The organism is Paenibacillus chartarius (assembly GCF_042432825.1).
Lineage (GTDB): Bacteria > Bacillota > Bacilli > Paenibacillales > NBRC-103111 > Gordoniibacillus > Gordoniibacillus chartarius.
Genome location: NZ_JBHLWN010000121.1, coordinates 12907 through 38728, shown reverse-complemented (window position 1 = coordinate 38728; position 25822 = coordinate 12907). Strand labels below are relative to the sequence as shown.

Here is a 25822-nt window from a genome sequence, read left to right as displayed (position 1 = left end):
CTGTGAACCCCCTCGTTATTTGCTTCTGAATCTGCTATAAGCTGTAAGTACAACAAGCCCGTACGTCCACTTTCGCTCCATCAGCTTCAGGATCCAGCGGTCATACCGCCCCAGATTACCGGCCATCGCTTCCAGATAATTCGGAAGCGCTTCTTTGACAGCGTCGTGATTCAACATGTTCCTGACATAGGCGTACCTGCTGCCGAAGCTGATTTCGGCGGATGGTGCCAGGTACGTATGGATATACGACTTCACACTGTGAATCAGTCTTATCGACTTCAGCCGCCGGATGTGCGAATGATCGACGCGATCGCCGATCCAGCCGGATACATCCTGCCGGTATACCTCCAGAGCCCGCCCAAAATAATCTTTGCTCAGCAGATTGCGCGTCGCACTTCCGGCCACTTCCCGGTAATAATACCCTGTGTAGTCAACATATAACGCCGAATCCGCCCCAGCCAGAAATGCCATAGTAAACATGCCATCCTCGCCTAAGGCGACGTTCTTCGGGAATGCCGCGCCCGTTCGAAGAATGACCGAGCGCTTGAACAGCTTCGTACACACCGTATTCAAATCATCGCTCTTCAGAAAATACGGCAGCAGCTCCCGATCGATGAAATCGCTCCCGAGCACCGTATTGACCGGAAACGGATATCGTGTCACGACAAGATGCCTGCCCATCTCGCTTCGGAAATTGGAGAAGGCGACATCGCAATCGGTCTGCTTGGCCGATGAATATAACACCTCGAACATATCCGGCTCAACCGTGTCATCGGCATCGACGAAACCGACGTATTCGCCCGTCGCCCTCTCTAGCCCGTGATTCCGCGCCATGCTGACACCTTGATTGCTTTGGTCGATCAGCAGGATTCTGGAGTCCAGTTCCTTCCACCGATCGATGATCGCCTTACTGCCGTCCGTAGACCCGTCATTGACGAAAATAAATTCGCAAGCCTGCAGCGTCTGCTTCCGCAGCGATTCGATACAAGCTTCCAAATACGGCCCGGCATTGTACACCGGGATAATTACACTCACTTTGACTGTCATCGCTGGTCTCCCATTAATCGATACAGCTTCGTCAATTCCTCGCTGTTGCCGTGGTCCCGGCGGTTCAGGCAAGCTGTCAGCTCATTTCTCAGCCGCTCGTCTTCGTACAGCCTTTCAATACCTGCGGCGATCCCTTCCACGCTAAGCTCGCAAATCACGCCGTCAACGCCATCCTCGACCTGGCTCGCCGCCGTCGTGTAATTGGTGATGAGAATCGGCCTGCCGAGAATTTTCGCTTCCGTTACCGTAACGGCTTTTCCTTCGTAGCGCGAAGGCTGTACGTATAAGTCGCACGCCCCGATATACGGATACGGATTCGTCTTCTTCCCGAGCAAAATAAAGCTGTCCTCCAGTCCATACTGCGCAATAAGCTCCCGTATGCCCGCTTCATCCCCGCCGTAACCGACCACGTACCAGGCGAGCTTGCCGGCGAAGCCGCGGTCGTAAAGAAGCTTCATGGCGTGTACGGCTTGATCGATGCCCTTGGCATTCGACAAGCGGGCGACGGTGACGAGCTTGAAGCGCGGATCACGGGAGATGGCGTCTTCGACAGGCTGGCGGGCCATGCTTCTCACGAACTCCGGTGAAGTGATATTTTCCATTACCGTGACCTTGCGCTCCAACGGTCCGTACTTGGCCAGGAACGACGTCCTGCAAGCTTCCGACACGGCGACGATGTGATCGAATTTGTCCCATACTTTCAGATCCAGCGCTACATCGGTCTCCACCGTAGAATAATCGGTATGGATCCAGGCTATTTTCTTCTTGGCGCGTACTTTCTCGGCAACGAAATCATGCGGCCACAAATAGCTGATCGCAATTTCGTATTCCGTCTCATGCTTGGGGAGAACCGGCAGAGCGTATCGCCACATGAGCTGCATCTGATAGTAGCCCGGCTCCGCCAAGCCTTTTCTCTTCCCCATGTAAGTGGCGGCCAGCTTGGAGACGATCCGCGAAATGGCAATACCGTATTTGCGCTCCCGGACGACCTCACCGACCGACATGCGGAACGTCGCATAAGCGGCGTTCTCTCCCAAGAGCTTTACTTCGGACGGAATCATGCTCATGAAATCGCCTTGATGCCGGTACAGCATCAAATCAACCGCATAAGCCCCGTAGTCGAAATTTTCTAACATACTGATCAAGCTTCGTTCTACACCGCCGACTTCCATATCGTAGGATGCGATTAGTATTCGTTTCATCGTTCCGCTCCTAAGCCTTCGTTACCCATTTGCGCAGCCGCGCGATATTGTCGCCGCCGATCACGAGAGCCGCCGCTTTCTTGATGCTGCTCTTGAGCCGGACGCTGGGCGGAAGCCAGCTCTTATGGAAATGATGCATCGCATAGGTGTTCTCGGTAATGAGCTTGCGGTGATTGATATAATCGTAAGGGGAAAAGTACGTTTGCGGATAAAAGGCGCCGATGCCTTCGAGCTCCTGGTATTGTCCGTTGAGCAGCAGCCCGTGTCCTTCCAAAATGCGCGAGATCATCGCTACATTCGTCAGATCGTTGTGGCTGCCGTCCTCCTTCAGAAAGCTGATGCACTCGTAAGAGTCGACGAACTGCTTCATCAGCCGGTTGCCCGGTGCGCAGCCGATCGTGGAGGTGGCGATAAAGTCGGCCTGCTCGAATCCCCAAAACGATTCGTGATGCAACAGATCGTCGAAGGGCTTGAACACCTCCACGTCCGTGTCCAGGTAGATCCCGCCTTGGCTGCACAAGGCATGCGCCCTCGCATAGTCGCTCACGAAGGCGAACTTGCGGGCAGCGTATGCCTCCTTGACGTAAGCGTTGCACGATATATCAAAGTTGCTTTCGTTCCATTCCACGAACCGGTATCCCGACAAATGACGCTCCCAGCTGCCGATGCACTTCTTCACGATGTCGGGTTTATCGTTACCGCCAAACCAGCAGTAATGGATGGTCTTTGGTATGAGCTCCACGGTCAAAGTCCCCCTAGATAGCTTCCTAGCCGTTCTCCAGAGAGAACCACTTCTACAATTGTCTTCATTTTAGTTCTTTATAGAGAACGTGTCAATGACCGGATCCGGAACCATCCCCTGGTTCTTCAGCAGCTGTGCGAACTTCCCGGACCGTTCCGCTGCAAGCTTCTCAAACGCACCGGCTTGAATAACCTCGCCTTGCTCCAGCACGACGACTTGGTCCGCATTTCGTATCGTCGACAGACGATGGGCAATGACAATGAGCGTCGTCGTTCCTTTCAGCTTCTCGATCGCCTGCTGGATCTTCACTTCATTCTCCGTATCGAGCGCACTGGTTGCCTCATCCAGAACGAGGACGGCTGGCTTTCGTAAGATGGCGCGCGCGAGAACAAGACGTTGCCGTTCCCCTCCCGAGAGGCGGACTCCGCGATCCCCGATCAGCGTATCGAGGCCTTGCGGCAGGCGCCGCACGAGTTCGGCAATGACCGCAAACTCCAATGCTTCCCATAGCTCCGCTTCCGAAGCTTCCGGTGCGATGAGCCGCAGATTGTCGCGAATCGTCGCATTGAACAGGAACGGGTCCTGCGGAACGTAGCTTACCGCTTGCCGAAGCGAGAGCAGCGTACTGCCGCTTAATGGTTTTCCATCCACATGCACCTGCCCGCTCTCCGGCGTCAGCAGCCCCATAAGCATATCGATGAGTGTGCTTTTGCCTGCACCCGACTTGCCGACAACCGCCGTCATCCGATTGGCCGGGAGGAACAGATTTACATTTTTCAAGGCATAGATAGGCTGTGAACGATCGTAGCGGTAGGTTACTTCCCGGCACTCCAGTCCAATTTGGACTTTAGCCCGCTCCGCGGAATCCGGTAAAGCCGCCGGCGTTTCGCGGAACTCCCGGGAAGCCGCACATTCCTCCTGCAGGTCAGTCAGCGTTCGGAACGCGGGCAGCATCGATGCAAGCGACTCCAGGTTCGATTGAATCCCGGTAAATCTTGGCCATAGCCGCGAGAAAATGATGATGATAAGCAGCAGCTGCTCCCGTTCCGCGTGAAACCAGGTTACGGAAATATACGCGAAGATCGCGATCAGAATGACGGAGGCCCCCCGATATAGCAGCTGAGACTTCGTCGACAGCCGGACCTGCTTCATCCGTTCCGCCTCGATCTCGTCCGACCAGCGGCGAAGCCATTCATACCTGGGCTCTTCCAAGCTATTGCTCTTAATATCCTTCATTCCGTTGAAATGGTCGGTAATCCCGGCCAGGTAGCTCTTCCCCATTTCCAGCAGCCGTCCGCCCGCCGCCTTCGAACCGTAAATGAACGTTCTTGAGCAGAGCAGGAGCACAACGCCGCAAATCAGGACAAATGCGGTCATTCGGGCAGACAGCCAGAAAGCAATGCCGAGTTGGATGGCCGTAAAGGTAACGGAGTTCAGCATTTGCAGAAACAGCTGCACCCCGCCGGTCACTTGCCCCAGCTCGCCGGTCATGGAATGAATCAGATCGGACTTTCTTTTCTTGACGAAGAAGCTCCAATTCGCCTCCAGAACCGAACGATAGGTTTCTAGCCGGAGCCGGTTAATGAACCGTGTGTGAATGGCGGCATCCTGTATGGCCAGCCCCCGCTGCAAAACCGCTTGACCCAGCAGCAGCACAACGTAAACGGCCAGAATGACAGGCAAGCCCAGGCCTTCCGGTATCCATTTCAGAAGCTGCACGACACTCGCTGCCGGCGTTGAACCGGTGCTCACATTCAGTATGCCGCTCATGCCGATCAGCGGAATCAGAAGCATGATACCGAAACCATCCAAGCAGCTGACCAGCATCATTCCCGCCGTATTCCAAAGCAGCCGGCTGCCGGTATAAGCATACAAACGCTTCGTAAGGTGAAGGATCAGCTTCATCCTATAATCCCCTTGCCTGTAACATATTTCTTGGCCGTTCTCCACATCCACAGCATCGGCCGTAACGGGAAGTACAAGAAATGCAGCGCCTTCGGCAAAGGCAGCGTATCGGCATCGATCGGATAAGGATAAAGAAGATTCAGCAGATACAGCAGCTTCTGACGGAAGCCCATTAACGCGAACAAGTAGCCCTTGTGATACTTGGCAATGGGCAGCGGCACCGGTTCGTGATGCAGGTTGACCATTTGCTTAATGTAAAATATAGCGTCCTCCGCATGCCTGACCGCTCTTCTCTTCAGCGCCAGCGGTTTAAGACCGTCAGGAAGGGAAGTAGCCAGAAGCCATTCGCACAGCGTCAGTGCTTGACCCGCTATATGGAGGACACCGTACTTTTCCAGCAGAGGGAGCAGGATTGACGTGTTCAGCGGCTGCTTCAGCAGCCGGTCCACATCGATAAGCCAGCGCAGTCTGGACCAGCCGTGACGTGAGCCATGAGTGATGAGGAACAGGAATAAATCCTCGCGGCCGAGCCAGCAGGCCGACACGTTCCTGATCGGACTCGGACGCCTTCTGGCCCAAAGCTCCTCGAAGCCGGGTTCAAGCGACGGACCCGGATTGCATCTCCAATGCACTTCAATCTCGACTCCGTGCTGCGGATGAACGAAATTCAGATGATGCCGTCTCCACTTCCACTCACTGAATCTTGTCGAGAAGGTATGCTCCTTCGTGTAGCCCATTCCGAGCAAGACTCGCTCCGTTCGTTCCAGATCGGCGAACGGGACGAGAATGTCCAAATCGCAAGAGGTGCGAAGCGAAATATCGCCGTATAAATCCTGCGCCAGAAGGGGCCCCTTCAGGAATAAACAACGGATGTCCGCTTCGGCAAGCCGCCGGCTGACCCGCTCCGCTTCGCCGCTCAAGTGCAGCATATCAAACATATTTTGCCTGTTCTGCCGCCGCAGCCGAAACCTGATATCTTCGGGAAGAGGAAGATCGGCCGAAGAATGGACTGCGGCTTGGATTAACGGAAATACTCGATGATGGGCGGCCAGCTCCAGGAACCGTTCCCAATCGATAGGGCTGAACGAATCCACTGACGTGTCCCCGGAGTGACTTCGGCTCTGAGAACCGATCATGGACAGCAATAAGCGTAATTCCTCAGGGAACTGCTCCATGCGGAGACGTCCTCGATTATCCATCGTACACTCCTTCCTCAGCCGGTGCGCACCCTCTTGGCAAACTTCCCTACCACCGTGAATTTCTCCGCGCCGTTTGCTCCCGTTACATAATATGGTCCGCTTCGCAGCCAAGCATGTGCAATCATTTTGCCTCTTTCATCTCTTGCCGTTCCTAGGTAAAGCGTACAATCAATCCGTCTGCGAGCCAGCATGTTCATGCCGGCAATCGCTTGAACGAAGCATTTGCTTTCCCAGGGCGTGTGCCTGCTCATGGCTTCGATCGTGTTGTTGACATGGACCAGCGCGGCAAGGTGCTCCGGATTCGCTTCTTCCGCCGTTTCCTCCATGCCGCTTCCAAGCATAGGCGCCAGCTTGGCAAACGGCGTAATGGCCAGCTGAAGCCGTGCCCAGCCGAGGTGGATGAACGCTTCCGCATATCCGGCCATCAGCTTCGCATTCATCGAACGCAGTGCCTTGAGCTTTCTAAGCATACTACTCTCCCACGCGAATAAGCCCTTCCTGCAGCAGCTGGCGGAGGAATGCAAGCAGATGAGCCTCGCATTCCGCAGGATCCACATTATACTTGTCCAATAGGGTGTCGAGCATGCTCCGAACCGTTGCGGACTGCTCCATAAGCGCCCAAATATCCCCGCCGATGTCACCCAAATTGTAATATTTTCCGTTCTCGATGCTTAACATGACCTTCTCGCCATCCATATCGCTAACGACCGTACCACCGCTCTGGCGCACTGTATCCTGCAAGGTGATGGTTATCGTGTTACTCATGAATTGTTCCTCCTGAGATCGTATCTACAATCATTTGTTGCAGCCGGTGGGCGCTGAAGCCCGTCGCCGCACGCTTGAGGCTGTGCATGGTGCAGTGCCGGAGAAGCTGGACCGAAGTCGTGAAGTGCCACTCCTGCAGGTCCATGCGCGGTACTAAAAACTGCCGGTACGTATGCGTAAATAGCGTTTGTATCCGTTCCAATTTGCCGAGCGGACGAATGACCGGCGCTGCGCCGTCCATCCCCTCCGCCTTCTCCAGGATGAAGATTCCGGCAAGCGGAAGCGGGTCCTCCCGAAAGCTCGTCGCCACCGGAACCGAATATTTCGTTTCCCTGCCGAAGATCGGTTCATAGGGGCGTTCCGCAACTCCGAGATGCTCGAGGCTCTCCTGCCACAGCTTCTGCTGGGGATAGGACGGAATGGCGATCGGTACCTTCTCTTCCTGGGAGATGCTCACCGCGATGATATCATCGCTAATGAGGCGGTACCCGTTATGGATAAACACCGATGCCAGCGTCGATTTGCCCGCACCGGAATCTCCGACAACGGCATAAGCTTTGCCGTCGATCTCGACGGCACTGCCGTGAAGCGGGAGCAGGCGTCTCTGCAGAAGGAGCGCTCCCATGCAGGAGCCCAGCACATAGAGCCGGACCAGCCGGATGTCGGCTCCGGCCAGCGGCGTGATGGCTATGGTCCGTCCGGCTTCAATAGAAAAATATGCATGATCCGGAACATAGAAAAGAACTTGGCCGTTCTTCACCATATGTTCATACGGGTTATTGTCCAGTTCAGCGGTGTATGCGGTATGGGGAGCCAGCTTAATCTCCGCATCGGCGCTGCCGTCTCCAAACGGAAGTGCCGGCAGTTCAGGCAATTCCATCTCACTATGAATGCGTAAACCAAAAGCATAGTAGCTGTATATGTTCATTGGACTCGAGGTCATGTTCGGTCACTCCATCGTTTCGCCTAACCAAAATGAGAGGCCCCCCAACAGAAGGCGTTGTTTATAGGGACCTCTCATGCGCATACTTGACGTTTAGCTCGTAAAACGAGGATTTTTGTTACGAACACCCGGCACGTAAGCTTCATCGTTGAAAGGGCCGTCAGTTGTGGAAGCTTCTGTCATTTGTACCGACAGCACTTCCAGAACCGGCTGCTTCCATTCCTTCTTTTCTGTCATGTATGTTCACCTCCTCCCTAACTTTCCCTTGTCTTCAGAAACCGATATACGATGACACTGCGCATCAGCATTCGGTAATTCAAATCGTTCGACCGGTCCGGACGCGGGCCGTCTCGCATCACTTTGGCCGCCGTTTCTTGGATCAGAGGGCCGTTAAGGTATTGCAGTGCCCTTTCGTCCGCCGTCAGCTCCTGCACTTCATTCAGGAAGCCGGTCCATCGCGGCAGCATCCGATGCACCCAGTCCGCTCCCTGTATGCCTTGAACCCGCTGATTCAGTCTAACGGTATCGGGCAAATACGACTCCGTCGCCCTGCGAACGAGCGCCCGGTCCATTCCGTCCATCACATACTGGTCTTCCGGCACGGACAGACAGAAGCGAATCACGCGCAGGTCGTTCGTCGGATCGCGCTTCCAGACGCCGTATGGCAGAGACAATTTACAAGCCAGCGTATTGCTCGCATTCCAGTAAAACAGCTCCTCAAAATGCTGACGGCGCTGCTTGTAAGCGTCCTGCTCGCCAAGCCATCCGCTTTCATCGATTCCGTAATGGCGAAGCTTTTCATATACGCCGGTCTTTCGGGCTAACCGGGGACTGACGATGGAGGGAGAAGCGAACGATGGCCGGGCGCTCCGCATACGGGCAAAGGAGGGATAGGCGATTTCAGCAACATCCGGAAGGCTCCTCAGCCGGCTTCCCCCTGTACGCAGGCTGAATTGATGCAGCTCGCGCGCCAGCTTCAGCCATCTAAACTTACGCAGTAAGACTGCATAATAATCATAGGCCGGTCCCCATGAAATCGATAGATTGCCTCTACCGCCGTTCAGCAGGATGCCCGCGCCCGCTTCACTCGCTTTCTCGAACATCCCCTTCAGCCAGAAGGAATTCTCAAAAAACTTGTACGGCATCTCCATAATCGGCAGCAGCTCGCCGATCTCGGAGAAGGAATCCTTCCCTGCGAAGTCGCAATACTCTGCTTTAACCCCTCCGCCTACATACCGGGCCGTAGCCTCAATATAGGGGCTTTCATCCGCCATATAGTGCCTGGAGGTAAAGTCGACGAAATCTTGTACCGGCACGTAGCTGAACGTATGCAGCGGCTTCCCTTCCGCCTTCAGCTCCCTCGCTGCAAAGCTGACGACTGCCCCGGAATCCAATCCTCCGCTAAGCTGTGCGGCGACACCCTTCCGTGTTCGAAGCCGGGAAGCGACAGCCTCACGGAACACGTCGCGAAAGGCTTCAACATATTCCTCGTCGCGCTTTAGTCGAAGGGGCTCACCCGGTGTGACGGTTACATATCTGGCGAGCTCGATTCGGCTTGCTGTTACCGAAATACAATGAGCGGGCGGAACCTGTTCCACGGCCTGATATATGGTCGACGAAGCGGATACGACGTCAATCATGCCGGTAATAGCCAAGTACTCGGCCATCCATTGATCATTGATTTGCCTATTCACGCCGGGAAGCCGCAGCAGCGGCTCCATGATGGTACAGAAGGCGAACCTGCTGCCTGAGCGCGAATAGTACAAGGTCCGTCCTCCCGAAAAATCGCGCGCCCCGAACAGCCTGCGCCGACTCTCGTCCCAAATCATAAAAGCGAAATCCCCTGCAAAATGCTTGGGGGCATCCTCCCCCCATTTCACATAAGCAAGAAGAATGAGCTCGCTGTCGCTCATCGCAGCACGCAGTTCTTGCCCGACGTTTAGCTTCTCGAACAGCTCGCGACGATTATCCAGGATGGCGTCTGCCGTTATCGCGAGACGCTTCTCTGCATCATAGTAAGGCAGCAGGCTTAACACCGATTCCGGAGTGATCCATTGGGCGTGACAACCTAGGAAGACGGGCCCCTGCTGCCAGCAGCGTGAGTCGTCAGCGGGATACGCCCGAAGGGCTTGCATGAGAGTGCCGCCCTGTCGACTGATTGGTTCCGCCTCTTCGGCTTCACAATATATTCCCGCTATGGCACTCACAGGCTGCCCTCCCGACTTCGCACGCTTGTTGTCTACATATGACTTGTTGCTTATACAGAACAATTTACATCCATTCGTTCGTTATCAAGAACATGTTTTCAGGATATCATGATGTGTTACTGCTGTCAATGTCCCCCATTTGCGGACTTCAGCGAAATGTCCAGGCCCATATAGCCTTTACGCTGTGCCAGATGGAGTCATAAAGAAATATTTGAGCATAGGCCTGGTTCCAGGCTCGTCTGACCGCACGATCGTTCGGGCACGCCGGCGCAGCAGAGGCTCCAATGAAACAGAGCTTGTTTCCGAATGGAAACGGCTTGATGCCGACAAGGCAAGGGAATATCCGATACACGGCGCCGAGGGTCCACGCCATACGCCGGAACGTCTGATGCCGCTTCGCTTCGTCCAGCAGCCTTCCGCAATCCAGATCGTCCCCGAGCACCGCCACCATCCGCGCGATATCCAAAACGTACTTCATCGAATCCATACTATGCCGCCATCCGTGCAAACAGATCATATAGAACGTATGGTACGGGGACAGCTCCTTCACATGGCGGTATCCCGGCATACAGCGCGCCTCCTCCCAGAACGGCTCCAGCGGGAGCGAGGAGCTTCCCGGACGCAGCAAATCCCAATGCAGCTCAACGGTCAGAGGGATCGGGGAATGCGGCAGCGGCTTGCTAAAGCTCCAGTGAAAATGGCCGTCCGCTCGTGCTTCCTCGACATTAAACCCTAATTCCCGCACGCACGCCGCCGCCTTCCCGCGATCCTGCGGCTGAACAAGGAGGTCGATATCCGTCGTGGCGCGGGCCCCTATGTGGCCGAAATACGACTGGGCGAAGTTCACCCCCTTGAGCGGAATGACCTCCACCCCCGCCGCTTCCAGCTTAGCCAGAATCGCTTCCTGCTCGCTCTTTACGAACAGGTTCAAATACAGGCCGGCGTTGAACCGCTCTTTCAACCCCCGCCGGAAAAAGCCCGGCGTCTTCTCCAGCTTTCCTTCCTGCTTCAGCAGCCAATACAGCTGGGAGGCCACTGCGTGCGCTTCGATTTCCATGAGGGCACCGCGATAGAACGCTTCTTCCGCCGGCAGCGGCGCCGACCGGTCGATACCGTATAATTGTTGGATGTACGTCGCCGACACCGCCGGTCCCTCCTTATCTAGCTGTGAAGTAATGTTCCGTGCAGCTGCCGGTACGGCCCCTCCACAGCGATGAGCTCCTCGTGCCGCCCATCCTGTACGATTCGTCCGTGCTCCAGCACGATAATCCGATCGGCCGATTGCACGGTAGAGAGGCGGTGCGCGATCAAGATGGTCGTCCTGCCGCTCATGAGCCGCTGCATCGCTTCCTTCAGCTCCCGCTCCGTCTGCGGGTCCAGCGCCGAAGTCGCCTCGTCCAGCAGCAGAATCGGCGCATTCTTCAGCATCGCTCGCGCGATCGCCAGCCGCTGCCGCTGGCCTCCGGACAATTTGACGCCGCCTTCCCCGATCTCGGTGTCGTACCCGTCCGGCAAAGCCTTAATCACATCATGCAAATTCGCCGCTTCGGCAGCCGCCTGCAGCTCTTCCTCCGATGCGTCCGGACGCGCCAGCAGCAAATTGTCCTTCACCGTACCGCCAAACAGGAACGTATCCTGCGGAACGTAAGCGAAGCAGCATCTCAGCTCCGTCGGAGCGTAGGCCGCCAGCGGCCGGCCGTTCAAACGAACCGTTCCCGCTTCCGGCGCATATAAGCCTTGCAACAGGTTCATTAAGGTTGTCTTCCCGGCGCCGCTTCTTCCGACGATCGCCAAGGTCGTTCCCGCGGGCACGTGCAAATCAAAGTTTTCAAAAACGTACTGCTGCCCGTCATAGCTGAAGCTCAGCCGCTCCGCGTCCAGTGCCGCAGGGCCGCATGACGGATGATCCGCCGTTTCTTCCGTTAGACGGAAGCCATCCTGCATCTTCGAGGGCCTTGGCGTCCCCTGTGGTCCAAGTGGCTCCTGCAGCTCTATCGGTTCCTTTGGCTCGAGAACAATGTGCCGGAGCCGCTCGACCGCCGCCACCGATCTTTGAAACCCCGCCCACTGGGCGGCAAGCCCCGTTAATGGCGACACCAGATGACTGATTAAACTAATGAACGTCAGCAGCGTGCCGACGGTCAGCTGCCCGCCGGCTATCCACTGTGCGCCGATACCGAGGCAGGCGAGGTAAACGAGCGTACTGACGGCGTCTCCGCCGGCTGCGAATGTTCCGCGCAGCTTCGAAGAGGCCAGCTCCAGCTTGAAGAGCCGCCCGGTTTGCTCGGACCAAATACGCAGCATCCGCCGTTCGAGTGAGAAGGAGCGAATGATCGCCCAGCCGTGCAGCGACTCGTTCAGGTGGACGCTTATGCGGCCTTGCCATTCGCTGGCCAAGCGGCTGTTGCGCCGAAGCAGGAAGCCGAATACGGCCCCGAGCGCCAGCGCTGCCGGTGCGGCCGCTATACCGAGCAGGGCGAGCTGCCAGTGGAGCTGGCATAAATAAACGAACACCGCAAGATAGATCAGCGGCAGCTTCAGCAGCTCCAGAAAGCTCCGTCCGACCATCCCTTCGATGCCGTGAAGATCGTTCGTCAACCGGGAGAGCAGGTCACCCGCTGCATACTGCATGCGCCTCAGCGCCGGCAGCAGCAGCACGTGCCGGTATACATCGGTTTGCAGTTCATACTTGACGCGACCCAGCGCGACCGCCTCCAAGTACATCTGTCCGTACGTCGTCAGCAGACTGGCCGCCAGCAGTCCGACACCGACTGCGGCCTGCTGTCTAACCCGAGTCATGTCGGCGAGGATCGCCGCATCCGTCATCGCTCCATAGAACCAAGCAAATCCTAACGTCAGCCCGATATCGATCCACAAGAAGAAGAACAAGCACCCGTACGGCTTCCAATTCCGCAGCATATAGGGCGCCAGCATCGAGAACGCGCGGCCTGCGTCGGCAGGCAGCACATATCGGCGAACGGCCGATAGAAATTTCAGCTTTCGGCTGTCTGTAATCACGATCCTGCACGCCCCCATCGGCCTCGCCCAAGCTTGGAATGAGCCGCCTTTCTTAACAGCCAGGACAGCTGCGGGACAGCCATGACCGTAAGCCCCCACCATCGCACTGCCGTGCCGTCCGCAAGAAGCCTAAGCCTGCGCTTGTTGATCCGAACCAGCTTGCCCAGAAGCTGCTCCGGCGCGACCGGTTCATCGCAGCCCAGATTGGTGTCGCCTTTGCACACCAGCAGAAGCCTGCCGCTCTCAACTCGCAGCAAGCGATGCGCCACAAGCCGGCCGGAAGCGGAGCTATACAGCACGACATCGCCGCGCTCAAGCTCCCCGGGCCCGCATGCAGCAAAGCGGCAAATATCCCCTTCGCAAATGAGCGGAAACATGCTCGTCCCCTGCGCCGGAAGCTCGATCCAGCCCTTCCTGTGAAGGAGCTCCGCCGCCGCCGGCCCGCTCAGGTCATTCGTCCGATACATGACGCAGCAGCCCGCATGCCAGCAAATCGGCGATGAAAGCGTCCAGATCGATGGCGGCATCGTCCGCCACGCCGTCGTACCGCTCATGAAGCGCCTCCTGCAGCGACTGGATGCTCTGCGGCTCGGCAAGCAGCGACCAGCAGAAGCCGCCGACCTCGTTAAGCTTGGTTACGGTATAATCGCTCGTATTGAGAACGATCCATTCCCCGTCCATGTGAACCGTCTCATAGCGTTCCTTCTGGATGTACCGATTCATTAGGATATCAACTCCCAGAATTGATCATTCTTTTGAAAATACAAATCGTACACGTCGGCATTGTCCGCCAGCTTCTTGAGCTGCCCGAGCACCCGGCTTGTGTCGCGGGCGTTGGAGGGCCAATAGAAAATTTTATCCATCAGCTTCAGGAAAGCGTCGGGCTTGCGCACCGCTTTTCTCTCGTGGGCCGGAGCTTGGTGCAATATGTGTACGCTGCCGAGCGGATACGGCGTCAACAATCGGCCGGACGAAATGTCGCTGCGGAAAGGAGAGTCGTAGACGAAGACACCGTCTTCCGCCAGCTTGACGATCGCCGCTTCGTCGGACAGCAGCAAGCGGGGCTGCGACAGCCGCGCCGCCGTCGACTTGCCGGCTCCCGACGGCCCGGTAAACAGATGCGCCGCCCCGCCGTCCACCGCGCTAGACGCATGCAGCACCAAGCCCCATCCGGTATGGACAACATAAGCGCTATAGAAATGGACGAGCGCGTGCTTCAGCGCAAACGCATTGTGGACCAGCAGCCTGGCCTTCCTGTATGAAGGCTCCGCCTCGATCCGATAGTCGGCCCTCGTATATATAGTCAGCCCTGCCGAATGTTCCACGCCAACATCATAGTCCCGAAACGGTACACCGTAGCCCGGCTCGATCTGCAGCCGAATATCCGGCGCTTCATCCGGCCGGAAACCGGAAAGAATATAATTGGTCTGAAAAAATTCGGCCAGCTCCCCGGATGGGCAGCTCAGCTCGACCCGGTGCTCGCCGATACGGGTATGGATGATCGTCATCGCTGTTCTCCCATGGTAGTATTTGGTCTGAATCCCGCCTTATCCCCTGTAAAAAAAAGGCCAATGGCAGCTTGAACCATTGACCTCTATGTTCTCAATAACCGTTCCCGCCCGGCTTCTTGGAAGGCCTCGGATCGTTCGGATAATATACGCCGCCGTTCCCTTTACCCGGATGATCCTTGTTCCCTTGCCCCTTGTTCCAAGACTGTGCCGTTTCGAACCGGATCGGTTGGTGATGCAGTACCATCGGACTGGAATACATCGGTTTATTCATCAAAGGCCACCCTCCGTTCAACTCTTTACTGTTCATTATAAAGAACAACCTCTACCCTGTAAAGCCGATTTAGTGGGACAACGTCTTCAGCAGGCGCTTCGCCTCTCCGAACGGAGTGTCGACCATTTCATAGAAGCGGATTGTATACTGGCGTTCGTATTCTCTTGTTTTGAAGGTGATCGTCTGCTCACCACGGGAGATCCGCTCCGCACCGGTCAAGGAGTACGCTTCAGCCGCCAGCAATCTGTTGTCTTTATCCGTAACCTCCACGAGCAGCTTGGAGAAGTTCTGATCTACGACGGATTTCGTTTGCGTCATATCGAGGTCCAAGGTCAGTTTGTTCGTATAAATCCATTCGGTCGGTTCGAGCTCCACCGCTATCTTCTTGTCCTTGACCTTGATCTTGAACGGATAGAGAGAGATGTCGGCGTCCTCCGTCGTTTCCTGAACTCCCGTTTGCAGCGCTGCGACCGGAACCCGATACGGCGCCGCACTTTCCTCGTCAACCAGATTCATGACAAGCCGGCTTCCCATTTCCGTGCTCGGGACGACAAACTCGTAGTAAAACACATAGTTCAAGTTCGGAATCAGCGTTTGAATGCTCATGTTCTGCCTTGTTCCCAAGTAGCTGATGCCGTCCGCAATTTTGAGCTCCGCTCCGAATTTCGGGATCATCACCGGGCTATCGGATTCGTTGCGAATCATATATTTCGCTACGATCGTCTTATACAAGTCTCCTTCGCCTTCGTGGATGCGAAGCTCCTCGAGAGACAGGGCGACCCGGGCCGGGAACAGCTTGCTTAAAGGGTCGATTGCAATGGCCTTCCCCATCGTATAGGCCGCCGCACCGATACCGGAGTAGGCATCCTGGGTCACCGATATGCTCACTCGACCTACCGTATATTCGATAACATCCTTTGCACTGCTATCGGCCTTGAATGTCTCGGTGGTGAGCACGTTCAAGCTGCCGATCCGTTCCCGAACGTCGACCGGTATCGCATAATGAACATACTGCCGGTCTCCCGGCTCCAGCTCAATGGCCGAGCCCCCGAGCCGCTCCCCATGGACGATTTTGTTGCCGGCCTTGCCGTCAATCCGGAAATCGGGGACCGTCTGCTTCAAGGTGCCCTTGTTCTCCACCAGCAGCGTTACGACGTCTGCCGCACCTTTGTCCGTTCTTTGTCGCGACAACGCTATCGGCTTATACTCCAGGCTGCTTGATTGAGTCGCAATGGTGAAGGACTCCCCCCAAGCTTTCGGAGCCTCCGGCACGACAGTCGACTGGCTGCCCTTCCATTCCAACGCTGCAATCGGCAAGGTTAGCAGCGTCTGTTCGCGCTTCGGATATACGGACGCGTTGACCTCGACCCAGGACAGCTCGGACAGCGTGAAAGGCTCCTTGCGATTCACGACCACCATATAAGAGAAATCCATCTTCTCCTTGGGCAGCACGGCATCCGTGTTATCTGCGCTAGGTCTGAGCGTATACTCGACTCCGTCGGCCGTCCTTACCCTCAGCTCGCTTTCAGGCAGTCCGGAAATCCGATCGCCCATGTTCGTAATCGATACAACGATGCCGATCCTGGTACCTTCGGACGTTTGTTCGTTCAGAACACTCTTTACTTCCGCGTACAGCGAGTCAATCAATATATGGCTTGTCGTCGGCGGGGCGGCAGCGATGACCTTCGCCGGCAGTGCCGTGATCCCTGCCGACGGCATCAGCATAACCGAAGTGATCACGAGAGCGGCCGCTATTTTGCCCGTCATTCGTTGCTGCCGTCGTTTGCGTTTACGTCTCAATCTGCTCACTCCACTTCCCAATTGTCCTTACTTTGCCAGAATCAGGGCAGCTTCACTTTCTCTCTGTCCGACAACAAATTTTGGCCGGAGGTAACGACCAGCTCGCCTTCCTTCACACCGGACAGCACTTCCTGATAGGGCTCCAGCAACCGTCCCGGCTGAATCTTGCGCTTTTCCACCGTATCCCCGTTCAAAACAAACACAAAGGCGTCGTCACCGTCTTTAATGATGCTGTAAGTCGGTACTGCCGGAGCGATCAGCTCCTCCTCCTTCGTCAGCCTTAGCTGCACCTTCGTCCCCGGCTTCAATCCGTTGTCCGGGTTCGCGATCTGCATAACGATTTCGTATAGTTTCAATTCGGTATCGATAATGTCGGATAAGAAAATAACCGGCGCCGGTTTATAGGCTTCTGTCGCGGACAGGCGATACTCCAGCTCCGCCTTGCCGCGAACCAGCTTGGCATCCTTCTCCGCGAAGCCGGATTTAATGTAGATCGGATCGAGCTTCTGAATCGTCCCGATGGCATCGTTAGCTTCCAGCGGCAAGCCGGCCTGAATCGTCTGCGCACCGGTCAGCACTCCGCTTATGGGAGCTTTGATCTGCAGCGCCGACGCCGCTTGCTCCGCTTGCTCCTGCGCCAATAAGGCCTCGCGGACGGATTTCTCCAGCTCATCGAACGAAACCTGCTCGAGAGCGCTTTGCTTCCGCTGAAGCTGTTCCAGCTCCGCCTGCGCATCTTTCCATTCCCGCTCGGCCTGCTCCAGCTTCGCCTTGGTCGTGAGCCTTACATCATAGTCGTTCCGCAGCCGATTGTAAGCCTTCTCCGCATCTTCCACCTTCTGCTTCTGCTTGGACAGCGAATAGTCAAACTCCGCCCGGCTGATCTCCCGGTCCTTCAGCGCCTTGCTCTTCGCCCGATTCAAAGCATCCTGAGCGTCCTGCAAGGCAGCAGCCGCCTTCTGCAGCATTTGATTTACTTCTTCAGATTCCAGGGTAAGAACAGTATCGCCTGCTTGAACCGTGTCGCCTCTATTCTTGAAAACCTCTTTAATGCTCCCCTTGTACTTGCTCTTCAGCTCCACCTGAGCCGAAGCACGCGCTTCACCCGTACGCTCTTCGGTTTCGGCCACTTTCTGCTTCGCTACGGGCTCCGCTTTCACCGTCTTGACCGCCGATTCCACATTCCCGCTGTCCGCTTCCGGAGACGGGCTCCCGCCGAAGCAGCCGGATAACACCGTGGAGCTTAGGACAAGCATGCCCGCAGCGAATAAGACTGCAGCGGCCGATTTCCTCCCGCCCCTAGACTTCCGCATCATCAACGTTTCTCCCCTTCGATTGAGAGCTTAGCCATCTATATTTCTTTGGGATTCGCTTGGCTTAATACGATCCCCAGGATGTTCGCTTTATTTTGCAGCAATTGGTCATTCAGCTTCTCAGCGGCCGCCCGTTTGAGCTTGCCTTGAGCAACGACCAGCAATACGCCGTCGCAGCACGCAGCTATGATTCTTCCTTCGGTATATGCAAGAGAGGCGCACGTATCCGCTAAAATAATATCGTAGCTCCCTTTCAGCCCGGAAAGCAGACGGTCAACGACGCTCTTGGACAGCATCTCGAAGGAATCGCGGGCCGATTGTCCGGCCGGGAGCACGTGCAGCCCTTCCAGCTCGGTAAGTCCTATCGCCTCTTGAATCGTACACTGCCCATGCAGAATATTCACGAGTCCCGGACGAACATTGCGTTCATCCGTACTGCCAAGGAGACGGTGAAGCTTCGGACTGCGAAGATTGGCGTCCAGAAGCAGGACCCGCTTCCCGGTCTTCGCGAAAGCTCTGCCCAAATTGACGATCGTTGTCGTTTTCCCTTCAGCCTGATTGGCGGAGGCGACGGCTATCGTCGTAAGCTCCTGTTCGGCCATGAGGCATTCCAGGTTAAAACGAAGCGTTCGATAAATCTCCGCGTGCTCGGACTCCGCCACTTGCCGAAGAGATAAATAGTCGTTGTCAGCTCTTTGCCGCATAAGTATCTCCCGATCTTCCTTTCTTTCTTAAAGGAAACGGCCATAGCCTCTTTAGCCCTCGCTCCCTGCGCTTCGGCACTACAGCAAGCGTAGGTGCATGAAAGACCGACTTGACGTCCTTCACGGTTCGAATCGAATCGTCCAGAAAATCAAGGACCACAATGATGCCGACACCGATGACGACGGAGGCTGCCGCTGCCAGTGCGATGTTGCGGCTTGATTTTTCATTAATAGGCTTCGGATTTGGCACGCTCTTGGCTTTCGTGAGAATCTCGATATTGTCCAGGTTCAGCAGCTTGGGGACTTCCGCTTGAAACACTTCCGTCACCGAATTGGCAATGCGGACGGCCTTTTCATGAGACGAATCCGTGGCCACAATCGCCATCAGCTGAGTTTCCCCTATGGAAATGAGGCTGATCTTGGTGGCAAGCTGATCCGCCGTAAGATTTAAATCCGGATGGCGTTGTACGACTTTATCCATAATGAGCGGCAGCTTGATGATTTCCTTATATGTACCGATCATCGACGTATCTACACTCATCCCCCCGAAGCTGAACTGACTCGCACTGAAGGCGTCCGCGCTTGCCTTCTCCGCGATAATAATCTTCGACGAGGCTTGATAGACGGGCTGGTAATTCCTATTGCTGTAATAATTTGCAGCCAGCGTAAAAATGGCCAAAGTTACAACAACGATCCAAAGACGCTTGCGAATCATGTTGAGATAAACTTTCAAATCGATTTCCATTGGTACCTCCGTATCGCCATTCACCTGCTATCTAACATTATGCATGAGCCTAACGGACTAGTCTATAACCAAGGCGACTGAATTTAGTTAAAGAATTCATTAGGTTCTCGGGGAGCGGCCGCTTGACAGAAAAATGCTCCTTGCAAGTTCCAAGGAGCATTTAGTCGTCGTAAGTATACCAGCGACTCCAAATATCGCCGGATTCGCCGTCGGGGCAATTTTCCCGGTTGCTCTCGTACCATTCCTCAAACTCCTTCTCGTGCTTCCGCTTCTTCTCCTGGTCTCTCTCCCGCTCCAGTTGCTTGCTGTAGTCGGACTCGTAGCTCCCGGTTCTGCTATTGCTGCCAAATATGCTGAAAAATTGCGCAAGCAGCTGACTGAAGTACGATTGGGTTAATGGCATGGTTTGCACGGAAGAGCCGGCTGCCGCAAACGCAGAGCCCGGGAATAAGAACGAACAAGCGATAATGCCGATTATAATGCACTTTTTGGTCGTCGCCATCATGATCCCTCATCTCCGTTGACCCGTAGTTTCAATGCCGGGCTCAATCGTAGTTGCGAACGGATTTCGTCCTTTATAGTGAATTATAGGATGGATGGTATGGGTTGGCAAGTGATTTTAGCAAAAATCATAGAACTTTGGAACTACTGTCGTGATTTCTTGTAATTCATTAGGACTATTACAGAATGCGCCCCCTAGTGAAGCGTATTGGCGAGGCTAAGGTCGCCTGGCGAAAAGTCGCCCCAGGCTGTGCAGGTTGGCGAGAAAGTTGGAGGGAAAGGGTGTAGGTTTCGCACGCTCTTACCATGATGTACCGGTCGCAGTACTGTTTGTTCATTGTGAGTGAACGTTGCAGGTAATATCGAGTGCATTTCGAGGAGTATTGGACGCTGCAGAGCTTATATGCAGGGGTGGCGAGCTTTTGGGGTCGAGTCCTTAGGCGGGTGCCAGCAGGCGGGTGCCAGCAGGAGAGCCAGCAGGAGAGCCAGCAGGCGGGTGCCAGCAGGCGAGCTAGCAGGAGAGCCAGCAGGGCCGAGCCTCCGGGGGCCAGCCTTAAAGGTCACCTCACACCGGGGCCCTACGGTCCGCGGCCTCAATAAGGGAGTTTGAAGGTTCTATTTTGCTTGTTTCCCACTGGAAATTTGAAATAGCGGATCCTCGGGGTCTTATTTTTCCCGAGTTACCCCAAAATGCCCTCATTGCTCGTTTTTGCAGGTAAATAAGAGTCTGAGGATCCTCTATTCCGGGGGCCATCGACCAAATCGATAAAATAGCTCCCTGTCGATCCTCTATTTCACTTGTTCATTCGGATCGGCTATCGATTCTTTCGCGGCAGGAAACCGGATTCCAAGGAAGCATGAGGCATTTGCAGTCGGCTGTGCGACCCAGCTTGCGGATATGAGCCAAGGTATCCCTGCAAATGTCAGCCATTTGGTATAAACTGATGTTCTCCGGTCCGAACCCTGAAATTATACGGTAATTTTAGTTAAAATCAGCCCAGCGAAGGGTTAACCCCTTCGGATTCCTGCGCTTTCGCATGAATCTGCCCCACATGTCCGCGATAGGATGATAATTCCTCCCATTATTTACATTAACGGTCGGAAAGCTTTCAGCTATACATAATGTGACGCTAAAATGGGCAGCGTGTGACGTCGCATCATGATGTTAGGCCACCAGCGCCGTGTGCTCCCATGCCCCCCTCTATACAAAAATAAAACTACCGGCCCCGGCGGGTCGGTAGTTTCATGGAAAGGAGCTTGGAACCGGGCTACCCTTTGACGGAAAAGGACGACGCCCGCTCGCGTTGTCCGAGCCAGACCGGCAAGCCGAGTCCGACGTAGGACAGCCCCCAGAGGAGCGTGACCCAATCGGCCACATAAGGGAGGAAGGAGAGGAAGGGCCACACGAGGAGCAGCACTGCCGCCCAACGGGGCAGCAGACCGCTTCGTATTGTTGCGATCGAGCTGATGAGCAGCCCGACCGAGGAGGCGACATTGTTGACCATCTGCAGGAGCTCGGCGGCTTGGCCGTCCCCCGGGGCACCGGTCATCGTACTCCATACCAAGCATGCGGTCATCATATTCCCGAAGGAGAGGAGCAGGAAGCCCGCCCCTCCGATCATACCGATGCGCGGCAATTGCCCGAACCACAGTCCGAGGGAGCCGATCGCCATCAGGAAGCAAGCAATGAGTCCCGGGACCAGCTCCTGCATGCTGTCCGTGCCCCATATTGCGGCAGCGGGAGCCATGAGGGCCCGAAGCGCACCTCCCAGTACGGCGAACATTCCGAGCCAAGAGACTGTACGTTCCCAGTTCAAAGCGAAGTCACGCTCCTTTGCTGACGAGACGCATTATTCGATGACGACCAGTGTAGCCGAGCGGGCCGGCAGCTTCAGCGACAAGCCTTCCGCCGTACCTTGCACGGTACCGGCCGGAGCGAGCCGCGTCTTTGCATCGAAACGATACAGCTGAGCCGGACCGTTCAGCGACAGATCGCCCGCAACGCCCGCAACGCGCGGGGCCGTATCCTTGTTGATCAGCAGAACGAACTTCTTGCCTTGCTGCGAAACGAAGGTATAAGCGCCGACCGTATCGCCGTTCGAGCTGAACGTGCTGACGATTTCGCCTTCGACCTTGGAGCCTTGACCGTCATAGTTCAGGAAAATCTTAAATGCATCCTCGAGCGGCGTGTTGCTGTCGAGCGCGCCCCAGCGCATTGCGTAGTCGACGCCTTCGCGGGCGAACAGCGCGAGCGCTTCGGCCTGCGCGAGCCCGCTGCCGATGCCTGTGCCGTCACCGAAATTGTATTCGGAAATCGACAGCTTCGTTCCCGGCGCGTTGCGCTCGATCATGTCGCGCATCCGCGGCAGCAGCTTTACCGGCTCCTGTATCCAGGAGGACGGGTCGACGAACGCCGGGTCGTACAACGACTTCAGCGAGTTGAAGCGGCGCTTCGTCATCGCCGGGGATTCGTCGGTCGAGAACGGGATGTTATCCTCTGCAGGGTAGTAGTGAATGTCCAGCACGTCGACAAGACGCTGTCCGGTCTGCTGGCGATGCTCTTCGACCTTGCTCAGGAACCATTCCAGGTAAGGCTTGTCGCCGTGTGCGGCCATGTCCTCGCCCGGATAGCAGCCATCCTTAGCGGAATAGAAGTATTCGCACCAGCCCCAAGGTACCGGACCGAAAATTTCCGCCTGCGGATCGGCAGCCTTAATCGCGGATGCGTATTCCTTCGTGTAATTCCATACTTCATCGTACGTCGTCATCTGCGGATGAACGTCCCAGTGAGAGTGCGGCCACAGCATCGGCTCGTTGTCGAGCGCGTACTTGTGCACGTAGCCGCCGAACTTTTCCTTCAAATGCTCGATCCAGCGGGTAATGAAATCCGGTCCGACCTGCTTCGACGTGTCGGTCGGGTCGTTGCCGGTCATATAGCTGCCGTCCGGCTTGCGGCCGTTGCCGGCGTCCCGGCGGCACCACGCTTCGCCCCATGCGCATTCGTTGCTTTGCTGCGCGCCGTACTTCTGGATGGAGAAGCTCCAGCCGATGTCCCGGCTCTTCGGCGTCCAGCCGATCGTCGGTACCTGCAGCAGCACGTCGGCTCCTTGCTGCTGCTGCCCGCCGATGAATTGATCGGCCAGCGAGCTGCCCTGCTCACCGTACGGCACGTTCAGGAAGAACCAGTCGCCGCCGCGATTCGTCGTATCGAGCTCCCAGTTGTAGCGGGTCATCGCATTGCCGCCCCAGCGCTTGATCGGGAAGCCTAGCGTCGAGCGCTCCTCATGGTACGTATCTTCGAAGTTAATACCGAAGATGCCCGGGCTGAGCGTCCGGCGGCCCTGCGTCGAATCGATCGTCACGTTCACGGACGGAAGCTCCGGCTCCGGGAGATCGACGACGTCGTTATTTTTCAGCATGTTGATGTCGTCGAAGTATACTGTGCCCTGGTCATGCTCGCCCCACGCATGGACGACAATCCCGTCGAACGACAGCGCATCCACGCCCAGATCAGCGAATTTCAGCTTCACTTCGGTCCACTGGCCGGCGGGAATTCCGTTCGGCAGCACTTGAGCCAAATCGAACGAGCCAACGTGATTGCGGCCTTCGTTCAAATTCACATGCAGCTGCTGGCCGCCGTTCGTGCCGCCGTGCACCTTCATCGAAATTCCGTAGTAGCCGTTCATGTCCATCATCTTATCGCGGTGCAGCCAAATCCCCTGGTAACCCGCTGCCTGGAACGAGATCGACCGGCTGCCGGATGCGGCAGGAGTACTGTTGTCGAAGTTCGACGTGCCCCAGCTCCAGTTCGAATAGCCCTCAGCCAGCCCTTCGATGTATGCCGCCTCCGGCGTATACGAAATGACTTGGACGTACGCCGAAGAGGTGGTGCTGCCGTATTGACCTGTGATTTTCGCAAGTCCGGTTCCGACCGCCGTCAGTACGCCGTTGTTCACAGTCACGATATCCGGGTTGTTTGAGGTCCATGCCGCCTTGGCGGATACATCCTCGCTCGTGCCGTTCGAGTACCGCGCCTCGTACGTCAGCTTGGCCGTATCGCCCGGAGCGATCACCATGCCGTACTGCGACAGCACGCCTTCCGTCAGCACCGGCGGCGCCACATACTTTTCGAGCAGGCGAATGTCGTCCAGATAGACGTTTGGCTGTGCGCCGTCGGTTAAGCCACGGAACACCAAAGCGTCAAAAATACCGTTCTCAATGCCCAGGCTCGGCAGGTCAAGCAGCACCTTCGTCCAGCCGTTCGCCGGAATGCCGCTCGCGCCGATCACGCTGCCGATATTGACACGCCCCGCCGCTTGGCCCCCGGAGTTAAATACCAGTTCCACCTGCTGGCCGCCCGCTTCGCCGCCGTTGATCCAAAACTCAAGGCGGTCGTGATCCTTCACGTTCACGGCACCGGCTCCCCGGTAGAAATATAAGGCGCCGTTGCTGCTTGGGTCAAAGGAAATCGACTTCGTACCGGTATGCACCGTATCCGCTTCGTTCAAATCCCGCTGCGCCCAGCTGTAGTCGGCAAATTCCGGATTCAATTCGTCATCGAATACCTTCAATGCAGCCTGGCCGTCGTCTTCGATCGGCGGTACGTTCTGCGCTTCGGTAACGGTTACGGTTGCAGTCCCCGTAAAGCCGCCGCTTCTAGCCGTAATGACGGCCGTTCCGGCCTTCACCGCATAGACGGCACCCGACGCTGTAACCGCAGCAATTTCACTGTCGCTGGAAGACCATTGAACGGCTCCAGTAAGCGGTCCGGTCGTGCCGTCGGAGTATATCCCCGATGCCGTTATCGAGCCGGTGGCGCCTTTCTTCAGCTGCAGCGCCGAGCTTGAAAGCGCGATGCCGGTCAGGACCGCCGCATCTTCCGTAACCGTCACGGTCGATGTTACCGTCAGTCCGTTATGCGATGCCGCAATCGTTGCAGTACCCGCCTTGACGCCGATGACTCTGCCCTTCTCCACGGTCGCCACAGCCGGATCGCTGGAGCTCCACTGCACCCCTTCCGTCAGCTCTGTCGAGGTGCTGTCGGAATACGTGGCGATCGCGAACAGCGTATTGCTCGCCCCCTTCTTCAGCTGCACCGTTGGGGCGGACATAACGACTCGAGTAATCGTCCTTTCCGCTACAACGCCGCCGTTCGTCAGCGTAATGTCGTCGAAATAAACGTCAGGCTGCTCGCCGGAGACCGTGCCTCGAATCAAAATGCCGTCGAACAATCCGTTCGGGACGTTCATTTTGCCAATATCGATCATCGCCTTCTGCCAAACGCCTTGCTTCACTTGCTTGTCGGGCAGCGCCTGGTCCAGCGGCATCGCCGCGACCGGCTCGCCTCCGGCTTGCAGAACGACCTCCAGCTTCTGTCCGCTGGCTTGGCCTCCGTTCACCCAAAGCTCGAGAACCGGGTAGTCGGACACCAGAGCGATGCGATCCTTGTACAAGTACAGTCCGTCGTCGCCACGCGGCTTCATCCGAATGGAATGGCTGCCGCCGTGAACGGTCGTTGTATCGGTGAGCGTATGATCGGCCCAGCCATAGTCCGTGAACTCGCTGTTCAGCTGATCGTCATACACCGCCAGCTTCTGCTCCGCCGCTTGCGCCTTTGGTGTCGTTATCGTACCCGGTGCACCGGCCACTCCCGTTAATGCAACCACAAGCGCCGTCATGAACGACAACTTCGGCTTCATCTGCGGGGACATGTGGAATAAGCGTTTTTTCAAAATTACTGTCCCTCCTTAGTAGAACTGCTGCTTGTTTGAATCGGCATTGATTAACGCCTTGTATGGTTATTATCGTAAAATCAATCCACCCCCTAAGAGGTGCTAAGTTCCCGATTTGCTGGGTGACTGCGTCATGAAATTGGCCGTGACCGGTCACGAGTTCGGCGCGACGCCGCTTTCGGCATTGTCCGGGGTCAGGGGTGCGGGATATACTGAG

The 25822-nt window shown here is 56.2% G+C and carries 23 protein-coding genes; all 23 read right to left on the bottom strand.

Annotation, left to right across the window (positions count from 1 at the left end; all coding sequences use genetic code 11):
• Positions 1-15: 15 nt before the first annotated feature.
• Positions 16-1047, bottom strand: coding sequence for a glycosyltransferase (locus ACFFK0_RS29105; protein WP_377474664.1), 1032 nt, complete (start codon positions 1045-1047; stop codon positions 16-18).
• On the bottom strand, positions 1044-2249 hold the full coding sequence (locus ACFFK0_RS29100; RefSeq protein WP_377474662.1) for a glycosyltransferase: 1206 nt from the start codon (positions 2247-2249) through the stop codon (positions 1044-1046). The genes ACFFK0_RS29105 and ACFFK0_RS29100 overlap by 4 nt, the downstream gene beginning before the upstream one ends.
• Positions 2250-2259: 10 nt before the next feature.
• Positions 2260-2991 carry a glycosyltransferase family 32 protein gene (locus tag ACFFK0_RS29095; RefSeq protein WP_377474660.1) on the bottom strand — a complete coding sequence of 244 codons (732 nt, stop codon included), beginning with the start codon at positions 2989-2991 and terminating at the stop codon, positions 2260-2262.
• Between the two features lie 69 nt (positions 2992-3060).
• A complete protein-coding gene (locus ACFFK0_RS29090; protein ID WP_377474658.1) occupies positions 3061-4896 on the bottom strand; it encodes an ABC transporter ATP-binding protein in 1836 nt (611 codons plus the stop codon).
• Positions 4893-6095 carry a nucleotidyltransferase domain-containing protein gene (locus ACFFK0_RS29085; protein WP_377474656.1) on the bottom strand — a complete coding sequence of 401 codons (1203 nt, stop codon included), beginning with the start codon at positions 6093-6095 and terminating at the stop codon, positions 4893-4895. Before ACFFK0_RS29085 ends, ACFFK0_RS29090 begins: the two co-directional genes overlap by 4 nt.
• A gap of 14 nt (positions 6096-6109) precedes the next feature.
• On the bottom strand, positions 6110-6565 hold the full coding sequence (locus ACFFK0_RS29080; protein WP_377474654.1) for a lasso peptide biosynthesis B2 protein: 456 nt from the start codon (positions 6563-6565) through the stop codon (positions 6110-6112).
• Position 6566: 1 nt separating this feature from the next.
• On the bottom strand, positions 6567-6860 hold the full coding sequence (locus tag ACFFK0_RS29075; protein WP_377474652.1) for a lasso peptide biosynthesis PqqD family chaperone: 294 nt from the start codon (positions 6858-6860) through the stop codon (positions 6567-6569).
• On the bottom strand, positions 6853-7803 hold the full coding sequence (locus ACFFK0_RS29070) for a phosphoenolpyruvate carboxykinase (ATP) (protein ID WP_377474650.1): 951 nt from the start codon (positions 7801-7803) through the stop codon (positions 6853-6855). The genes ACFFK0_RS29075 and ACFFK0_RS29070 overlap by 8 nt, the downstream gene beginning before the upstream one ends.
• 93 nt (positions 7804-7896) lie before the next feature.
• The gene (locus tag ACFFK0_RS29065; protein ID WP_377474648.1) at positions 7897-8040 is read right to left on the bottom strand and encodes a paeninodin family lasso peptide; all 144 of its coding nucleotides are present in this window, start codon (positions 8038-8040) and stop codon (positions 7897-7899) included.
• Between the two features lie 17 nt (positions 8041-8057).
• Positions 8058-10010 (bottom strand): asparagine synthase-related protein, encoded by a 1953-nt coding sequence (locus ACFFK0_RS29060; RefSeq protein WP_377474646.1) that lies wholly within the window; start codon positions 10008-10010, stop codon positions 8058-8060.
• A 148-nt stretch (positions 10011-10158) separates the two neighbouring features.
• A complete protein-coding gene (locus ACFFK0_RS29055) occupies positions 10159-11154 on the bottom strand; it encodes a nucleotidyltransferase domain-containing protein (RefSeq protein WP_377474644.1) in 996 nt (331 codons plus the stop codon).
• A gap of 17 nt (positions 11155-11171) precedes the next feature.
• Positions 11172-13028, bottom strand: coding sequence for an ABC transporter ATP-binding protein (locus ACFFK0_RS29050; RefSeq protein WP_377474642.1), 1857 nt, complete (start codon positions 13026-13028; stop codon positions 11172-11174).
• Positions 13025-13582 carry a S24/S26 family peptidase gene (locus ACFFK0_RS29045; protein WP_377474641.1) on the bottom strand — a complete coding sequence of 186 codons (558 nt, stop codon included), beginning with the start codon at positions 13580-13582 and terminating at the stop codon, positions 13025-13027. Before ACFFK0_RS29045 ends, ACFFK0_RS29050 begins: the two co-directional genes overlap by 4 nt.
• On the bottom strand, positions 13479-13751 hold the full coding sequence (locus tag ACFFK0_RS29040; protein ID WP_377474639.1) for a PqqD family protein: 273 nt from the start codon (positions 13749-13751) through the stop codon (positions 13479-13481). Before ACFFK0_RS29040 ends, ACFFK0_RS29045 begins: the two co-directional genes overlap by 104 nt.
• Positions 13751-14536 carry a hypothetical protein gene (locus ACFFK0_RS29035; protein WP_377474637.1) on the bottom strand — a complete coding sequence of 262 codons (786 nt, stop codon included), beginning with the start codon at positions 14534-14536 and terminating at the stop codon, positions 13751-13753. The genes ACFFK0_RS29040 and ACFFK0_RS29035 overlap by 1 nt, the downstream gene beginning before the upstream one ends.
• Before the next feature lie 94 nt (positions 14537-14630).
• Positions 14631-14810, bottom strand: a complete 180-nt coding sequence (locus ACFFK0_RS29030) for a hypothetical protein (protein ID WP_377474635.1) — start codon at positions 14808-14810, stop codon at positions 14631-14633.
• 69 nt (positions 14811-14879) lie between these two features.
• On the bottom strand, positions 14880-16610 hold the full coding sequence (locus ACFFK0_RS29025) for a hypothetical protein (RefSeq protein ID WP_377474633.1): 1731 nt from the start codon (positions 16608-16610) through the stop codon (positions 14880-14882).
• A gap of 41 nt (positions 16611-16651) precedes the next feature.
• Positions 16652-17926 carry an efflux RND transporter periplasmic adaptor subunit gene (locus tag ACFFK0_RS29020; RefSeq protein ID WP_377474631.1) on the bottom strand — a complete coding sequence of 425 codons (1275 nt, stop codon included), beginning with the start codon at positions 17924-17926 and terminating at the stop codon, positions 16652-16654.
• Between the two features lie 35 nt (positions 17927-17961).
• Positions 17962-18627 carry a CpsD/CapB family tyrosine-protein kinase gene (locus tag ACFFK0_RS29015; protein WP_377474629.1) on the bottom strand — a complete coding sequence of 222 codons (666 nt, stop codon included), beginning with the start codon at positions 18625-18627 and terminating at the stop codon, positions 17962-17964.
• Positions 18611-19372, bottom strand: a complete 762-nt coding sequence (locus ACFFK0_RS29010; RefSeq protein ID WP_377474627.1) for a YveK family protein — start codon at positions 19370-19372, stop codon at positions 18611-18613. The genes ACFFK0_RS29015 and ACFFK0_RS29010 overlap by 17 nt, the downstream gene beginning before the upstream one ends.
• A gap of 160 nt (positions 19373-19532) precedes the next feature.
• The gene (locus ACFFK0_RS29005) at positions 19533-19877 is read right to left on the bottom strand and encodes a hypothetical protein (RefSeq protein WP_377474625.1); all 345 of its coding nucleotides are present in this window, start codon (positions 19875-19877) and stop codon (positions 19533-19535) included.
• 1264 nt (positions 19878-21141) lie between these two features.
• On the bottom strand, positions 21142-21690 hold the full coding sequence (locus tag ACFFK0_RS29000; RefSeq protein WP_377474623.1) for a hypothetical protein: 549 nt from the start codon (positions 21688-21690) through the stop codon (positions 21142-21144).
• Positions 21691-21723: 33 nt separating this feature from the next.
• On the bottom strand, positions 21724-25605 hold the full coding sequence (locus ACFFK0_RS28995; RefSeq protein WP_377474621.1) for a glycoside hydrolase family 44 protein: 3882 nt from the start codon (positions 25603-25605) through the stop codon (positions 21724-21726).
• Positions 25606-25822: the final 217 nt, after the last annotated feature.

Coding starts and splice junctions, on each gene's coding strand:
- ACFFK0_RS29105 (WP_377474664.1), bottom strand. CDS start 1,047: ATGACAGTCAAAGTGAGTGTAATTATCCCGGTGTACAATGCCGGGCCG.
- ACFFK0_RS29100 (WP_377474662.1), bottom strand. CDS start 2,249: ATGAAACGAATACTAATCGCATCCTACGATATGGAAGTCGGCGGTGTA.
- ACFFK0_RS29090 (WP_377474658.1), bottom strand. CDS start 4,896: ATGAAGCTGATCCTTCACCTTACGAAGCGTTTGTATGCTTATACCGGC.
- ACFFK0_RS29085 (WP_377474656.1), bottom strand. CDS start 6,095: ATGGATAATCGAGGACGTCTCCGCATGGAGCAGTTCCCTGAGGAATTA.
- ACFFK0_RS29080 (WP_377474654.1), bottom strand. CDS start 6,565: ATGCTTAGAAAGCTCAAGGCACTGCGTTCGATGAATGCGAAGCTGATG.
- ACFFK0_RS29075 (WP_377474652.1), bottom strand. CDS start 6,860: ATGAGTAACACGATAACCATCACCTTGCAGGATACAGTGCGCCAGAGC.
- ACFFK0_RS29070 (WP_377474650.1), bottom strand. CDS start 7,803: ATGACCTCGAGTCCAATGAACATATACAGCTACTATGCTTTTGGTTTA.
- ACFFK0_RS29065 (WP_377474648.1), bottom strand. CDS start 8,040: ATGACAGAAAAGAAGGAATGGAAGCAGCCGGTTCTGGAAGTGCTGTCG.
- ACFFK0_RS29045 (WP_377474641.1), bottom strand. CDS start 13,582: ATGAGCGGTACGACGGCGTGGCGGACGATGCCGCCATCGATCTGGACG.
- ACFFK0_RS29040 (WP_377474639.1), bottom strand. CDS start 13,751: ATGAATCGGTACATCCAGAAGGAACGCTATGAGACGGTTCACATGGAC.
- ACFFK0_RS29035 (WP_377474637.1), bottom strand. CDS start 14,536: ATGACGATCATCCATACCCGTATCGGCGAGCACCGGGTCGAGCTGAGC.
- ACFFK0_RS29030 (WP_377474635.1), bottom strand. CDS start 14,810: ATGAATAAACCGATGTATTCCAGTCCGATGGTACTGCATCACCAACCG.
- ACFFK0_RS29020 (WP_377474631.1), bottom strand. CDS start 17,926: ATGATGCGGAAGTCTAGGGGCGGGAGGAAATCGGCCGCTGCAGTCTTA.
- ACFFK0_RS29015 (WP_377474629.1), bottom strand. CDS start 18,627: ATGCGGCAAAGAGCTGACAACGACTATTTATCTCTTCGGCAAGTGGCG.
- ACFFK0_RS29010 (WP_377474627.1), bottom strand. CDS start 19,372: ATGGAAATCGATTTGAAAGTTTATCTCAACATGATTCGCAAGCGTCTT.
- ACFFK0_RS29005 (WP_377474625.1), bottom strand. CDS start 19,877: ATGATGGCGACGACCAAAAAGTGCATTATAATCGGCATTATCGCTTGT.